The sequence below is a fragment of the Sphingobium sp. B10D7B genome (assembly GCF_025961955.1).
Lineage (GTDB): Bacteria > Pseudomonadota > Alphaproteobacteria > Sphingomonadales > Sphingomonadaceae > Sphingobium.
In genome coordinates this window covers 2,977,717-2,992,203 of sequence record NZ_JAOQOQ010000001.1, presented here as the reverse complement: position 1 = coordinate 2,992,203, position 14,487 = coordinate 2,977,717, and the positions used below count along the sequence as shown (strand labels likewise).

The 14,487-nt window shown below is 63.6% G+C and carries 12 protein-coding genes and 1 riboswitch; of the genes, 8 read left to right on the top strand and 4 right to left on the bottom strand.

What is annotated here, in order from left to right; genetic code table 11:
* The first annotated feature begins 19 nt into the window (after window positions 1–19).
* Together M2331_RS13905 and M2331_RS13900 are read left to right on the top strand one after the other, a co-directional pair.
* Window positions 20–931, top strand: a complete 912-nt coding sequence (locus tag M2331_RS13905; protein WP_181560824.1) for a LysR family transcriptional regulator — start codon at window positions 20–22, stop codon at window positions 929–931.
* Window positions 932–969: 38 nt separating this feature from the next.
* Window positions 970–2,307, top strand: coding sequence for a hypothetical protein (locus M2331_RS13900; protein WP_184117278.1), 1,338 nt, complete (start codon window positions 970–972; stop codon window positions 2,305–2,307).
* A gap of 66 nt (window positions 2,308–2,373) precedes the next feature.
* On the opposite strand, the gene M2331_RS13895 is transcribed toward M2331_RS13900, so the two are convergent.
* The 4 genes from M2331_RS13895 to glpD form a co-directional block, all read right to left on the bottom strand.
* Window positions 2,374–3,162, bottom strand: a complete 789-nt coding sequence (locus tag M2331_RS13895) for a DeoR/GlpR family DNA-binding transcription regulator (protein WP_181560822.1) — start codon at window positions 3,160–3,162, stop codon at window positions 2,374–2,376.
* Between the two features lie 131 nt (window positions 3,163–3,293).
* Complete coding sequence (gene glpK / locus M2331_RS13890) at window positions 3,294–4,781, bottom strand: glycerol kinase GlpK (protein ID WP_181560821.1); 1,488 nt, start codon at window positions 4,779–4,781, stop codon at window positions 3,294–3,296.
* Between the two features lie 39 nt (window positions 4,782–4,820).
* Window positions 4,821–5,657 carry an MIP/aquaporin family protein gene (locus tag M2331_RS13885; RefSeq protein ID WP_181560820.1) on the bottom strand — a complete coding sequence of 279 codons (837 nt, stop codon included), beginning with the start codon at window positions 5,655–5,657 and terminating at the stop codon, window positions 4,821–4,823.
* 28 nt (window positions 5,658–5,685) lie between these two features.
* The gene (gene glpD / locus M2331_RS13880) at window positions 5,686–7,203 is read right to left on the bottom strand and encodes a glycerol-3-phosphate dehydrogenase (RefSeq protein ID WP_181560819.1); all 1,518 of its coding nucleotides are present in this window, start codon (window positions 7,201–7,203) and stop codon (window positions 5,686–5,688) included.
* A gap of 294 nt (window positions 7,204–7,497) precedes the next feature.
* Between glpD and M2331_RS13875 the strand changes: the two genes are divergently transcribed.
* The 6 genes from M2331_RS13875 to M2331_RS13850 all read left to right on the top strand — a co-directional run bounded on the left by M2331_RS13875 (window position 7,498) and on the right by M2331_RS13850 (window position 14,430).
* Complete coding sequence (locus M2331_RS13875; RefSeq protein ID WP_181561543.1) at window positions 7,498–7,698, top strand: hypothetical protein; 201 nt, start codon at window positions 7,498–7,500, stop codon at window positions 7,696–7,698.
* Window positions 7,699–7,718: 20 nt separating this feature from the next.
* Complete coding sequence (locus tag M2331_RS13870) at window positions 7,719–8,798, top strand: FAD-dependent monooxygenase (protein WP_220128572.1); 1,080 nt, start codon at window positions 7,719–7,721, stop codon at window positions 8,796–8,798.
* 520 nt (window positions 8,799–9,318) lie between these two features.
* A riboswitch (cyclic di-GMP riboswitch) is annotated at window positions 9,319–9,395 on the top strand.
* Window positions 9,396–9,660: 265 nt separating this feature from the next.
* On the top strand, window positions 9,661–10,188 hold the full coding sequence (locus tag M2331_RS13865) for a DUF4402 domain-containing protein (RefSeq protein ID WP_181560817.1): 528 nt from the start codon (window positions 9,661–9,663) through the stop codon (window positions 10,186–10,188).
* 19 nt (window positions 10,189–10,207) lie between these two features.
* On the top strand, window positions 10,208–10,780 hold the full coding sequence (locus tag M2331_RS13860; protein ID WP_181560816.1) for a hypothetical protein: 573 nt from the start codon (window positions 10,208–10,210) through the stop codon (window positions 10,778–10,780).
* Window positions 10,773–11,762 (top strand): hypothetical protein, encoded by a 990-nt coding sequence (locus tag M2331_RS13855; RefSeq protein ID WP_181560815.1) that lies wholly within the window; start codon window positions 10,773–10,775, stop codon window positions 11,760–11,762. The genes M2331_RS13860 and M2331_RS13855 overlap by 8 nt, the downstream gene beginning before the upstream one ends.
* 16 nt (window positions 11,763–11,778) lie before the next feature.
* A complete protein-coding gene (locus M2331_RS13850) occupies window positions 11,779–14,430 on the top strand; it encodes a hypothetical protein (RefSeq protein ID WP_181560814.1) in 2,652 nt (883 codons plus the stop codon).
* Window positions 14,431–14,487 lie beyond the last annotated feature (57 nt).

Below are 14,487 nucleotides of genomic sequence, written 5' to 3'. Positions count from 1 at the left end.
CGTTCGTGAGCGCGCCCTGATGGATACGCTGCTTAACATGCGCGCCTTTCTGGCCGTGGTTGAATGCGGCAGCCTCGCTGCTGCCGCGCGCAAGCTCAATATCGCCCCGTCGGTCATGTCCAAGCGGATCGGGAGGCTGGAGGATGAACTGGGCGCGGTGCTGTTCGTCAGGACGCCGCGCAAGGCCGAGCTGACGGCCTTTGGCGAGCGCCAATTGCCGCGCATCCGCGCGCTGGTGCGCCAGACCGACGATGTCGTCGCGGGCGCGCGTCGATCCCGCCAGGCGCTGGACGGGCATCTGCGGATCAAATGCCCGACCACGGTGGCCAGCAGCTATTTCGGCCGCTTCTTCGCGGATTTCGTGCAGAGCCATGTCGGCGTCAGCATCGATCTCATGCTGGTCGATCGCTCCGTAAACCCCATCGAGGAGGGCTTCGATCTGGCGATCGGCGCCATGGCCGCCTCTTATGCCGGGGTGATGGATGTGCCTTTGTGCGAGCATCCGATGGTGATCTGCGCCGCGCCTTCTTATCTGGCCCGGCGGGGGCACCCCAAACATCCGCGCGAGCTGGTCGAGCATGATTGCCTCAACTCGCAGTCGATCGGGGGGACCTGGGTCTTCGAAAGCGAGTCAGGCGATCTGGCGGTCGATGTCAGTTCGCGCTTTGCGGTCAACACCGCCATCGTCCTGCGCGATGCCGCTCTAAGGGGCGCGGGGATCGTCATGCTGAGCGAGTTCGTCTCGCGCGAGGCCGTGCGCGCTGGCCGGCTGGTGCAACTGCTGCCGGACTTTCCAGTCAAATCTCTCTGGCTCAAAGCCCTGGTTCCCAATGTCAAAATGAGCCTGCCGCTGGTGCAGGCGCTGATCGAAGATCTCCTCGCCTTCACCCAGCCCGTGGCGCCCTGGGACCGGGCGGACCCGGCCAACTGAACCAGCGCCTGCGGGCGACCCATAGAAGGAACACATCGATGCAGAGCAGGCGTGATATGCTTCAGGCTTCTGTCGGGCTGGCGGGCGTTGCCGTCTGGGCTGGCGGAGCGCCGGCCTCGGCTGCATCCGCTCCGGCACCCACCGGCGCCGCGCCCTTCGCGTCTCCGCTTCAAAAGCAGCTGCGCGAAGACATGGAGACCTACGCCTCGTTCGGCAGCAAGGTCTCGGGCTCTGCGGGCGATCTTGCCACCGCGGCGTGGATCGGCAAGCGCCTCGCGACGGCCGGCTTCAAGGTCGATGAGGTCAAGTTCCCGATCCCCACATTCGAGCCGGCGGTGACGGAGTTGCGCGCCGGGGACAAGCGGGTCGCGGTGGCCGCGCAGCCGGTCGTCGTCCCCACGCCGGCGAAGGGCATTACCGCACCGGCCGTTCTGGTCCGCGATGCGTTCGAGGCGCGGGGCGTCGCCGGGAAGATCGCCATCGTCGTCCTGTCTTATGGTCGCCACGCGGCGATTTTCTCGGGCGAGGTCAAGCCGATGCTGGATCGGGTCATCCCCAATAAGCCGGCCGCGATCGTCATCGTGACGACCGGGCCGACCGGCAGCATCGTGGCGCTCAACACCCGGCTGAAGCCCATCGCCGACGTGCCCATCGCGCTCATGGCGCCGCGCGACCTGCCGATCATCGCCGAGGCCGTTGCCGCGCGCCGACCCCTGACCCTCATTCTCACGGGGAAAAGCGCGACCGGCCACAGCAGCAATATCATCGCGCGACGCGAGGCGGGCCCCAAGTGGCTGGCTTTCTCCACGCCCCGCTCGGGCTGGGGCGTCAGCGTCGGCGAGCGGGCGCCCGGGACTGCCGCCTTTCTGGAGCTGTGCCGCTGGGCGGCGATCCGCTACCCGGATCATTCGCTCTTCGCCATCAACGCCGGCGGGCATGAGCTCGATTTCGCCGGCACGCATTACTCTCTCTCCGAGGGGCCGCCAGCCGCCCAGACACAGATCTGGACCCATCTGGGCGCCGGGCTCGCCACCCGCGATGCCTATGAGGTGCTGAGCCGCAATCACCAGCTTCTCTCCTGCGCCGATCCGCAGCGCGTCCTGATGACGTCGCCGGGCTTAATGGCAGAGACCACTGAGGCGTTTCGCGGGCTTGCGGGGTATGAGCGGCCGATCGAAGTCGTCGGCGGCGCGGGCGAATTGTCTTCGATCATCGACCGCGGCTATGTGAATGCCTTTGCCGGCCTGGGCATCCATCGCTGGTGCCATGTCGAGGACGATACCATCGACAAGGTGGATGCCGCGCTGCTCGAACCGGTTGTGGAAGCTCATCGCGCCGTGGTCGAAGCGGCCGTCGCGCGGGCAGTGAGGGGTTAGGCGCCATCTTGAACCCCTCTTCGGAAGAGGAGGGGAGCCCACCCCACGAACCTCCTGCGCTGCGCCTTATTCCGTCGTGGCGCTTTCGGGCATTGCGTTGACGACCTCGACATTATGCTCGGCGCAGACTGCGGCGAGTTCCGGGCTGTCGAGATAGTCGGTCACCAATATGTCGACGGCACTGATGTGGCCGATGCGGACCGGCGCGCTGCGGGTGAGCTTGCTGCTGTCCGCGACGAGGATGACGGAGCGCGAGTTCTCGACGATGGCGTGCGAGACCTGCACCTCGTTCAGGTCGAAATCCAGCAACGAGCCATCCTCATCGATGGCGGACGCGCCGATGACCGCGAAATCGACCTTGAAGTTTCGAATGAAATCGACCGCAGTGGGGCCGACCGCCGCCCGATCGGCATGACGTACCCGGCCGCCGACGACGATCAGGTCGATCGCGCTGTTACGGCAGAGGATATCGACCACGTTCAGATTGTTGGTGAGGACCATCAGATTGCTGCGGCCGGCCAGCGCCCGCGCGACTTCCTCGGTCGTGGTGCCGATATTGATGAACAGGGAGGCGCCATCGGGAATCCGGGCCGCAGCCTCCTTGCCGATCGCCTTTTTCTCGGCCACGGACAGGCGGCGGCGCGCCTCATATTCCAGATTCTCGACGCCAGAGCCGAGAATGGCGCCGCCATGCACGCGCGACAGATAACCGCGCTCGCACAGATCGTTGAGATCCTTGCGAATAGTCTGGGGCGTCACATTCATGCGGCCGACGAGATCCTCGACCGTCACCTTGCCGTTGCGGCGCGCCAGATCCAGGATCTGGCGGTGGCGGGTGTTGGATGCGCTCGTCATGCCGGCGTTCTGACGCCTCGATCCTTGAGTTGCAAGCGTCCTTGTATCCGGGCGCGTGGCCTCATTGGGTGGGCTGAAATGGCGGCGCGGCCTGCCCTTCATGCGGTGGAACAGCGGTGGGAAAGCGCGGCTCAGGAAATGGCGCGTTCGACCGCCTTGCGCCAGCCCTCCACGGCGGCCGATCGGGTCGTTTCCGGCATCTTCGGCTCGAAGCGCCGCTCGCGGGTCCAGATCCGGTCGAGGTCATCCAGACCGCTCCAGACGCCGGTCGCCAGCCCGGCCATGAACGCCGCGCCCAGTGCCGTCGTTTCGACAATGGCGGGCCGCTCGACCGGCGCGACCAGTACGTCGGAGAGGAACTGGCAGAGCCAGTCGTTGACGGCCATGCCGCCATCGACGCGCAAGGCAGTTTCGCCTTCGCCGACATCGGCCTTCATGGCGTCGATCAGGTCCATGGTCTGATAGGCGACGGATTCCAGCGCGGCGCGGGCCAGGTGTGCGTCCGTCGCATCCAGCGTAAGACCGCAGATCAGCCCCCGCGCGTGCGGATCCCAATATGGCGCGCCCAGGCCGACAAAGGCGGGCACCATATAGACGCCGTGACTGTCCGGCACGCGGGTGGCCATGCCGTCGGTTTCCGAGGCATGGGTGATGATCTTGAGCCCGTCGCGCAGCCATTTGACCGCCGCGCCGGCGACGAAGATCGAGCCCTCCAGCGCATAGGTCGTCGTTCCGGCCAAGCGATAGGCAGGGGTGGTGAGCATGCGCGTTTTCGAGAGCACGGGCTCCGTGCCGATGTTCATGAGCGCGAAGCAGCCTGTGCCATAGGTTGATTTGGCCATGCCGGTGCGGAAGCAGCCCTGCCCGAAGAGCGCGGACTGCTGATCGCCGATCATCCCCGCGACCGGGATGGCCTTGCCGAGAATGTCGACATCGCATTGGCCGAAGATGCAGCTATTGTCCCGAACCTCCGGCAGCATCGCGGCAGGCACGCGGAAGAGGCTAAGCAACTCATCGTCCCAGGCCTGGTCCATGATGTTGAACAGCAGGGTGCGGCCTGCATTGGTGGGGTCGGTTGCGTGGACCGCGCCGCCCGTCAGCCGCCAGAGCAGGAAGCTGTCGATCGTACCGAAGGCCAGTTCGCTGCGCTCGGCGGCAGCGCGGGCGCCCGCGACATTGTCCAATATCCACGCGGCCTTGGTCGCCGAGAAATAGGGGTCGATCAGCAGCCCGGTCTTGGCGGTGACCATTTCTTCGGCGCCGCTGTCCTTCAGCCGCGCGCATTCATCGGCGGTCCGCCGGTCCTGCCAGACGATCGCGTTGTGGATGGGCTTGCCGGTCGCCCGGTCCCACACCACAACGGTCTCCCGCTGGTTGGTGATGCCGATCGCGGCGACATCCGCGACATCGACGCCGGCCTTGGCCACCACATCCCGCATCATGGCGACGGTGTCGGTCCAGATGTCCTCGGGATCATGCTCCACCCAGCCGAGATTGGGATAATGCTGCTTGAATTCGCGCTGCGTCGTAGCGACCGGATTGGCGGCGGCATCGAACAGGATGCACCGCGTCGAGGTCGTGCCCTGGTCGATCGCGAGAATATAAGGTGGCTGGGCCATGATTGCTCTCCTGTGGTCGCCGGCTGCGCGGCGCGATTGTCAGTTGGCCGCGTCTGCCTCGGCGGGGATCGTCTCCTGCAGGGCGCGCTTGTGGCGTGCGGGCAGGAACGGCCGGATCAGCCAATGATAGACGCTGGCGCCCAGCACGCCGCCGCAGAACGGGCCGGCGATGGGCACCCACCAGTAATTGCCCGGCCCCGGGAAAGCGGATTCGCCCCAGCCCGCCAGATAGCCGAAAATGCGGGGACCAAGGTCGCGCGCGGGGTTGATCGGCCAACCTTCCAGATATCCCGCGCCGCCGCCGATCATGGCGACCAGCAGGCCGATGATGAGCGCGCTCGAATTGGCCTCGGGCGCCTGCGTGTTATATTCCTCGGTGATCGCGAAGATGCCGAGCAGCAGGAAGCCGGTCAGCACGATCTCGTTGAAGAACGACCGGATCGGCGTGATGTGCGCGCCCGGCGCGGTGAAGAATACACCGGCGCCGCCACCGGCCGCCCGCTCCACGCCCTGCGTGGCGTTGAACGCGTCGATCACCGGTGAGAACATCATATAGACCACCGCAGCACCCAGAAATGCGCCGAAGATCTGCGCCAGCCAGAACGGCACGACCTTGCGCCCGGGGAAGCCCCGATAGATCATGAGCGCAAGCGTGACTGCCGGGTTGGCGTGCGTGCCGGAGACCGCGCCCGTCACATAGATGGCGATGGTGACGGCAAGGCCCCAGGTGATGCACACCCCGAAATAGGCTGTGCTGTAAGGGCTTGGATCATAAAGGAAATACATCGCGGCGGCAGAACAGCCGATGGTGATGATGATGAACACTGCAATGCATTCGGAGATCAGTTCTCCAATAAATGCCTTCCCCGGTGACATTGGCCCCTCCACGTTTATCGATTGTCATTTATCCGACGGCGTTGACGTCCACCCTCGCATGGTTCGCGAGATAGGCTTCCAGCGCCGCCACCTCTTCCTCGCGCATATGCAGCCCAAGTTTCGATCGACGCCAGACAATATCGTCGACCGAGCGTGCCCACTCATGCGCGAGAAGATAATCCACTTCGGCTTGCGTGAGCCCGGCGCCGAAATGCTGCCCGAGCTCCTCCGCCGTCTTCACGTCCGCGAGCAGCTTGAAGATGCGTGAGCCGTAGCTCTCCGCCAGGCGGCGGATGGTGGTTTCGCCGAGAAAACCGACCTTCTTCCGCAGGTCGGCAATGAGGCCATCCAGCCCTCGCGCGTCCAGGTCGCCGCCGGGCAGCGGAGCGGTGGCTGTCCAGGCCGGTCGCAGGCTCGGAAGGTGCCGGGCGAGCTTATCCATCACCTCCTCCGCCAGCGCGCGGTGCGTGGTGATCTTGCCGCCGAAAACGCTCATAACCGGCGCCGCGCCCCCGGCATGATCCAGCGAGAGGACGTAGTCGCGACTGATCTCCGACGCGTTGGTCGTCGCGTCGTCATAGAGCGGGCGCACGCCGGCAAAACTCCACATCACATCCTGCGGCGTGATCTGCGTTGCGAACCAGCGGTTCACGGAGTTGCAGAGATAATCCGTTTCGGCGGCGTCGATCGTCACGACGTCCGGCGCGCCCTGCCACTCCACATCCGTCGTGCCGATCAGCGTGAAGTCGTTTTCATAAGGAATGGCAAAGACGATGCGCTTGTCCGGATTCTGCAGGATATAGGCATGGTCGCCCTCATACAGCTTGCGGGTGACGATGTGGCTACCCTTGATCAGCCGCAATGTGCCCGCGCCCGCAACGCCGGCCCGCTCGGGCAGGAAATCAGCGGCCCAGGAGCCGGTGGCGTTAATGAGCACATGCGCCGTCACGGAGAACGGCGTGCCGTCAGTGCCCAGCAAGGACACGCGCCAGCCATGCTCATCCCTTTGTGCGGCGAGGCATTTTGTGTGGGTGAGGATCGTCGCGCCATGCTCGGCGGCATCCTGCGCGTTGGCGACGACGAGGCGGCTGTCGTCGCCCCAGCAATCGGCATAGACATAGCCGCGGCCAAACCGAGATTGAATGGCGCTGCCATAGCCATCCCCGGCCAGCCTGATCGCCCGCGAGTGAGGCAGGCTGCTGCGCCCGCCCAGCCGATCATAGAGGAACAGTCCGATGCGCATCATCCACATGGGGCGCATGCCGCGATCATGGGGCAAAACGAACTCGAGCGGGCGGATGAGATGCGGCGCCGCACGCATCAGCCGTTCCCGCTCCGCCAAGGCCTTGGCGACCAGCCGGAACTCATATTGCTCGAGATAGCGCAGCCCGCCATGGATGAGCTTGGTGCTGGCCGAGGAGGTGTGCGCGGCGATATCGTCCTGCTCGACGAGCATGACACGCGCGCCACGACCCGCCGCATCGCGCGCAATCGCAGCGCCGTTTATGCCTCCCCCAACGACCAGAACATCATACTCGATAGCCATGAAGCGACTTTCGCAGGGCCTGATAACGAAAGTCAATTACTTTCGTATATTTCGTTATTTTGAGATGAGTAGATGGTCGGCCCCCGGCGCGAGCGAATTTCGCTCGCAAGACTATATTGGCTAGCGAGTTTCCCGTTAGCTTGGCCGGACGACGGGGTCGGCGCGAGATACGGGACCTATCAGCGCACCGGCAAAGCGAAATTTCAAACGAACCGGTCGGATGTACCCGCGCGGCGTCGGCAGGCTATCAATATCGCTGGACCGCAGCACGCCGTGATGGCTATCGGCTGGGCGATGAGTGTCATCGCAACCATCATGAATTCGGCCACCGGCCAACCCGTTCAGAAAATGACCTTCGGTCGCATGCCCAAGCCCTGGGCCAGCTTCAATCTGGAGAGCGGCGAGCTGGTGACGATCGATCGCGTGCAGGTCGGCAAACCGGCGCCCGGCAAGTTCGTCGCCCCCGTCGAGGTCTGGGTGACGCCGAAAAGCTGATGTCGTCGGGCCCGGAGCGGATGAGCGACATTCTGATCGTCGGCGGCTCGCTCGCTGGCCTCATGACCGGCCTCGCCTTGTCGCGGCATGGCTTCTCGATCACGTTGCTGGAGCGCTCGACCGATACCGACCGGACCGGGGCAGCGCTGCAGGTCGGCTATGGCTTGCTTGAGCAGTTGACTGGGCGTCCTCACGCTACGGGCGCGCTCGCCACGGGTGTCCAGGCATGGCAATCGGTCTATCGCGGTCTGCGCGCAGCGGCGGACGAGGCGGGCATTGTGGTCCTGCAGAACGCCCGCGTCGAAGCGACGGGAGAGGCGGAGGATCGGGCTTGGGCAAGGACCGCCGATGGTCGGCAGTTCGATGGCAAGGTGCTGGTCGGCGCGGACGGCTATCAGAGCGTCGTGCGGCGGCAGATCAGTCCGGAGCGCCCCGATGCGGTCTTCGCGGAGTATCTGGCCTGGGTCGGCTTTGCCGAAGAGTCGGCCCTGTCTGTCCGCTATCCGCCCAATCTGGAGTTCCTCGAGTCCGGGCCCTATGTGCTTCTCGGCTTTCCGCTGACCGCCGCCGATGGCAGTCCGGAGCGCGGCCGCCGCCGGGTCGGCTGGGGCTGGTACGACGCCGGGCATAACGCAATCCTCCGCAGCACAGGGGCCGTCGAGGGCGCGCTGGTGCGGCATTCGCTACGCCCGAACGACATGTCGGATGCGCTGTTCGACGAGCTGGCCGCACTGGCGCGCCGGCACTGGCCATCGCCCTGGCGCGACGCGATCCTGGAATGTATCGCCCGCAAAGCGGTGCTCGGCACACCGGTCGTGGAATATTGTCCCGACCGACTCGTCGCCGGCCGCATGTGTCTGGTTGGCGACGCTGCCCATGTCTGCACGCCGATGACAGGCAATGGCTTTGCAACCGCCGCGCAAGATGCTCTCACCCTCGCGCGCTGCCTCGACCCGGCGGCCCTGCGGGCCGACCCCAAAGCCGCACTCGCGCGATATGAAGCGTCCCGGCTGCCCGAGGTGCGTAGACTGGCGCGGTCCGGCCAGCAGATCAGCCGGAATTTCGTGGGCTCTGTGGTTGAGGCGGTTGCTCTGACATAGCGGTGGGCCGGTAGCACGAAGACCTTTTCAAGCCTGCCTTTCGTCGCCCTCCGGCATTGCGCCGACATCTTGAGGCAGCGGCCCACCGCAGAAGCGCTTAGATGAGAACCGACGCTTGGCAGCGTCGCGCGCTCCACGCCCTGACAGGCGAAGCGAGGGGAGAGGAGCCCAAGCGGCGTTTTTCGCGGGAGGGGCCTTGGCATTTAGCCCGGATGTGCAATTCGTCGGGATCATAGCGGCTGCAACGAAATACATCCTCATGGAATTCGGGTTGGCGCGAGCTAAGCGCATCGTCGGTTCGCTTCAGTCCGCGAAGTTCTTGGCGAGTTGCTTAGGCTCTGGTGATCCAAAACTCGCGTTTATTTCATTGAAAACAAACGGTCTCCCAGTCGGGCACTCGATCTGCGGTTCAACATGGGAGTAGTCGCACAATTCTCCATTTGGTCGTTCAGCACATAGCCGTTGACTGTGTAGTGTATAATAGTTAAATCAAAATTTACCTAATAGCGCCCGAGATTCTCGGTCGAAACGGCAAACCATCGGCGACGATGGGACGCAAAGCCTCCGGTCCCTCACAGGGATAGCGGGGTTACCGAAACGGAGAACTATTGTGGACCTGTCGTCCTCGCGCATTCCAGATCCTTTCCGCTCTCGTCGGGCAAGGGCCCGTCTTTGGCGACGGTCAGCGAGCGCCCGTACCGATCATCACGTGATCCAGTTGCTTGCGACTGGCTCGCCAGACGCACCCGCTTGCAATCCAAAGCTCCGCGAAACGCAGCCGCCCGAGGGCCTCCAAGGCGCGCGGGGTCTAATATTTTCCGATTAAATTCATGTGCATATCAAGTAAGAGAAAGACATCGTCATGTTCGTGAACTTGAAGTCTATCGCGACAATTGCGCTTCTGGGTTCCATCCCGGCGGCAAGCTACGCTCAGTCCTCAGCATCTGTGTCGACCACGGGTACGGCCCGGATCGTTCAACCGATCTCGATTTCAAAGACCAGCGACCTTGCGTTCGGCACGATCGTGAAACCCTCTGTAGCAGGGACCAACACGGTCACTGTCGATGCTTCGACAGGCAATCGCAGCCTGTCTGGTTCCGGCGACGCAGTTGCCGCTGGCGGCACGACGTCGCGCGCAGCCTATACGGTCTCAGGTGAAGGGGGGCAGACCTTCTCGATTTCGGTGCCCGCCAGCTTCTCCATGACTGGTACGCCCGGCGGCACGATCACCGTCACGCTGACGCCGAGTGCAGCGACAGGCACATTGTCCAGCACCATCGGCACAGCTGGCACCGCAACCTTCGGCGTTGGCGGTAGCTTCTCCCTGCCCAATACGCAGGCCTCTGGCAATTACTCGGGCACCTTCACGGCGACCGTCGCCTACAACTGACCTGTGACAGGAGCGTCTCGTGACGGTCTCATCATCCATCCGGATGGGAGCGCGCCTGTTGCTGGCAACCGCTCCTGCGCTGGGAGCGCTGTGCATTTGCGCGGCGCTTCCGGCCTCACAGGTGAATGCGGCTGAAGCGACCGCGAAGGGCCAGGTTTCGATCGTGGAGCCGGCTTCGATCACGCAATCGGCGAAAGAGATTGCTCTGCAACCCGTGCTGGTTCTCCAGTCGAGCCTCCGGGTCATGATCTTGTCGCCAGGGCCGCAGTCAAACGAGAGCGACCAAAAGGCCGGTCTTTCCCGGGCCGCTCCTATTCAAATCGCCGGGGGCAGCAACCAGACGTTTTCGCTCCTGGTCTCACGAGCATTCGTCCAGCCAGGCACAGGGGGTTCGCTTAGTGTCCCGATTGCGCCGCTGAGCGATGATAATTTCCCGTCCTTTGAAGCCGGTCCCTCGGGGTTCGAAGATGTTCTCATGGGCAGGTTGAGCGGCGATGGCCTTCTGTCTGTACCGCCGTTTCTTTTGAAAGCACTGCGCGACAGCTACGGATCCGACGGCGGGCCTTTGCTGGTCCTGGCGCAATATGATTGAGCGAGAGACGCCGGTGATGACTCTCCCAGGCGTCGTGAAGCGTCTCACGCGATCCGCGAACCAACGCAAGAGCATCGCTATCGCTATCGCGTTGGTCGCTGGCGCCTTCCCATCCGCTTTTTGCACTTCCTCTTCTGCCCAGCCTGCGACCACAGAGCAAGCCGGCGGAAGCGCCAGCCTCAACATCAATCCAAAGCGGATCACCTTTGATCGGCTGGGGCGAACGGCGAGCATATTCCTCTTCAACCAAGGCACCGCTGCCGGGGTATATGACATAAGCTTTGTCGACCGGGTCATGTTGCCCACCGGCCAGATCCGCCCGACGGATGAAGCAGACGGCGCGTCGGAGGTGAAGGACCTCAGTGCCAAGCTTCAGTCCGCGCGTTCCATGATGCTGGTGACGCCCAGGCGCGTGCTGCTCAAGCCGGGGACGGGGCAGACAATCCGTCTTCGTGCAGGTGGCACCGGCGACTGGCCCGCCGGCGAATATCGCACGCATCTGACGGTGACGGCGGTGCCGCCACCTGACACGGGCCTAACCGCCGATCAGGCTGCGAATGCAGAGCCCGGTGCTGTTTCGTTCCGCATCGCATCTGTCCTGGGCATTTCCATCCCTGTGATCGTGCGCATCGGCACGCCCCAGGTTGAGGCCGCGATCGAAAACACACGGTTTACGATGGAGAGTCCTGGGCCGGGGTCTGAGCTGAACAGCCCTATGCCAGTCGTCACTTTTGACCTTGTGAGGCGTGGGCCGAATTCCCTTTTCGGCGATATCGAAATCCGAAAGGCGAAGGCGCGCCGTGAGGACGAGCCGTTGGGTGTCGTGCGGGGGATCGGTGTCTATCCTGAGATAGAGCGGCGACAGGTAAAGATCGCTTTGCGCTCTCATCCGCAGCGAGGCGAGCAAATCAGCGTTGTGTTCACCGACCAAGACACAGCTCCGGGGAAGATACTTGCGCAGAGCCAGATCTCCTTGCCGTAGCCTGTGGATTGGACTGATGCTCATGATCGCCACTGCTCAGCCTACTCCTCTTTGGGCGGACAGCGGCGAACTGGCCGCTGACGATAATCAACTCTTGCTGCTTGAGGTTGTCCTTGACCGGGCATCTTTATCGGATGCGCTTCCCGCACTTCAGGTGGGCGACGATGTCGTGCTCATCCCCGTCGGCGCGCTCACGCGCCTTCTCGATCTGGATGTTCAGGTTTCACCAGCAGATGGTAGATTGACGGGGCAAGTGGGCCAGGCTCGCCAGTCCATCTTCCTTGACATTGCACTGGGTGAGGCGCGGGCGGGCACTGCGCGCATCATTCTGAAGCCGGGTGACGCGCTGCAAGACAGCGGCGACATCTACCTGACCCTTTCCCTGATGGAACGGCTGCTCCCGGTTCGAATGACATTGGATGTGTCGGAGTTGACGCTCAATCTGGAGGCCCGAGAGAAGCTGCCCGTTCAGATGCGGACTGAGCGGATGGCGCAGGGAAAGAGCATCGCACATTCTGGCGCTGTCCTGGAGCCGGTTCTTTCGGTGGCGGCGCCAGCTGGCATGCTGTCTTTTCCCGCCTTCGATGTAACCATGGATTTGGGCTCGGATACGCGGGGGCAACCCTTTCAAAGGCGGTTCGACGTGCGGGCTTCGGCCGCATTCTTGAACGCCGGGTTTCAAGGTTATCTCGCCTCCGACGATCGTGGGAAGCCAGCTCTGGCGCGGTTGCTTCTTGAGCGACGTGAGCCGAAGGGTGGCTTGCTGGGCCCCCTGCGGGCGACCAGTGCTTCCTTGGGCGATACATTCCTGCCGGCCCTCGCACTGGGCCCCAGAAGTGTTGCCGCGCGTGGCTTTGCGTTTTCAACCCGGCCTTTGGAGCAGGCGAGCATCTTCGAACGTGTCGATATTCGCGGCGAGCTCGCGCGTGGGCATGACGTCCAGATCTATGTGAACGACATTCTGAGCGGTGCGCAGTCGACGGCGGTCGAAGGACGCTATGAATTTGACGATGTCCCCTTGGTTCGTGGCCTCAATGTCATCCGGATTGTGGATTATGGCCCCAATGGCAGCCGCACTGAGACCACCCGGGTCATTTCCGTCGGCAGCGGACAGGCCGCTCCCGGAGAAATGATCATTGACTTTGGCATTGGCGAGCAGGGCAAGACCCTCGTTGGCTTTGAGGGCTCGCAGGAGCCATCCGTGGGCGCTGGGCGGCTCGTCGGTACGCTGAATGTGCTGTACGGCTTTTCCGAGCGCTGGACAGGCGCGGTCGGTTTCGCGCGCTATTCGCCCACGCAGGATGCCGCGCGCTTCCTCCTCTCGGCCGGCGTGCGAGGTTCGGCATTCGGCCTGGCTGTTCAGGGCGATGCAGCGCGAGACAGTCTGAGCGGATATGCTGCTGCTGTGGGCATCGCTGGCAAGCCGTTCGGGATCGCATCGACGATACGACGCGCCGAATTCCGAAATGGCTTTGTCGATGACGCCGCCCCCCATGGTGGTGACGGGCGCGCTCTGCGATCTGGAACCGAAGCAACTTTCGACTTTGGCTTGAAGGCCGGAAACCGCTCGATCATTCCGGTGGCCTTGCGGATCGGTCAAGACGCCTATGTGGACGGACAGAGCGCCGTCTATGGGACATTGAGCATGTCGCTTCCGATTGCCCGTGCGCTGGTCTCTGCCAGCTGGGATTATAACCGCGTGACCGGACCAGGGGCTCAGAACCGATTGACCGGGAATGTCTCGGCTTCTTTCAATCCGGGCTATGAATGGCAAGTTCGGGGCGGCTTTGACTATGATGTGCAGCCCTCTCCTCAGGCCCGATCCTTCAACCTGGCAGTCGACCGAAGCGTGGGAGAAGGCTCCTCCCTGCGGCTCGCGGCCGGACAATCATTTGTAACGACCTGGGATACGACGGCGGAAGCGGGATTGAATGTCCGCTTGCCGATAGCCGATCTTACCTTCAGCGCGGATTATTCCAGACCCCGAGGGGACTGGAGCGTCGGCATCCAGCTAAGCTTCAGTCTGGCACCCAATCCATTGAGCAGGCGCTATGCTGTGCGGCGCTCCGGGGCGGCATCGGGTGGGAATCTGGCGTTCGAAAGTTTCTTCGATTCCGATGGCAACGGTCGACGAGATCCGGGCGAATTGCCTGTATCCGGGCTCAAGCTGAAAGGCGGGACCAGGGAGGAAGTCACCGACGCGAACGGCCGAGCGCTGGTGACCGGCCTGGGATATGGCCCCTCCGCCCGAGTCACGATAGGGCTGGATGATGTGGATTTGCCCTATGTCGCCGTCCCTCCCCAAATTGTGGAATTTGCGCCCGTCCGGGGCAAGGTGGCGGTGCTGGCTTATCCGTTCAAGCCGGTAGGGGAAGCGCTTGTCCACATCGTCTTGCGGCAACCGACTGGCAAGCTCGTGGGCCTGTCGTCCGTGCGCGCTGCGCTTGTGGGTGAGGATGGCACGCGGAAGGAGGCGGTTTCCGAGTTCGACGGCAGCATTTATTTCGAGAGCCTGCCTCCTGGCACCTATGATCTGCAACTCGATCGCGAGCAGGCCGGGCGGCTGGGCATGGCCATGGCCGCGCCGGTCTCCGTCACCATTCCGGAAGCGGGAGGCATGGCTCCGGACGCGAACGCAACCGTCATTTTCGAAGGGACAAGGCATTGAGACATGCGACCGCATCTGGGGCGGCGCGCAGCGCTTGGCCCACCAGGCAGCCGGCGC

Coding starts and splice junctions, on each gene's coding strand:
- M2331_RS13905 (WP_181560824.1), top strand. CDS start 20: ATGGATACGCTGCTTAACATGCGCGCCTTTCTGGCCGTGGTTGAATGC.
- M2331_RS13900 (WP_184117278.1), top strand. CDS start 970: ATGCAGAGCAGGCGTGATATGCTTCAGGCTTCTGTCGGGCTGGCGGGC.
- M2331_RS13895 (WP_181560822.1), bottom strand. CDS start 3,162: ATGACGAGCGCATCCAACACCCGCCACCGCCAGATCCTGGATCTGGCG.
- glpK (WP_181560821.1), bottom strand. CDS start 4,781: ATGGCCCAGCCACCTTATATTCTCGCGATCGACCAGGGCACGACCTCG.
- M2331_RS13885 (WP_181560820.1), bottom strand. CDS start 5,657: ATGTCACCGGGGAAGGCATTTATTGGAGAACTGATCTCCGAATGCATT.
- glpD (WP_181560819.1), bottom strand. CDS start 7,203: ATGGCTATCGAGTATGATGTTCTGGTCGTTGGGGGAGGCATAAACGGC.
- M2331_RS13875 (WP_181561543.1), top strand. CDS start 7,498: ATGAGTGTCATCGCAACCATCATGAATTCGGCCACCGGCCAACCCGTT.
- M2331_RS13870 (WP_220128572.1), top strand. CDS start 7,719: ATGAGCGACATTCTGATCGTCGGCGGCTCGCTCGCTGGCCTCATGACC.
- M2331_RS13865 (WP_181560817.1), top strand. CDS start 9,661: ATGTTCGTGAACTTGAAGTCTATCGCGACAATTGCGCTTCTGGGTTCC.
- M2331_RS13855 (WP_181560815.1), top strand. CDS start 10,773: ATGATTGAGCGAGAGACGCCGGTGATGACTCTCCCAGGCGTCGTGAAG.
- M2331_RS13850 (WP_181560814.1), top strand. CDS start 11,779: ATGCTCATGATCGCCACTGCTCAGCCTACTCCTCTTTGGGCGGACAGC.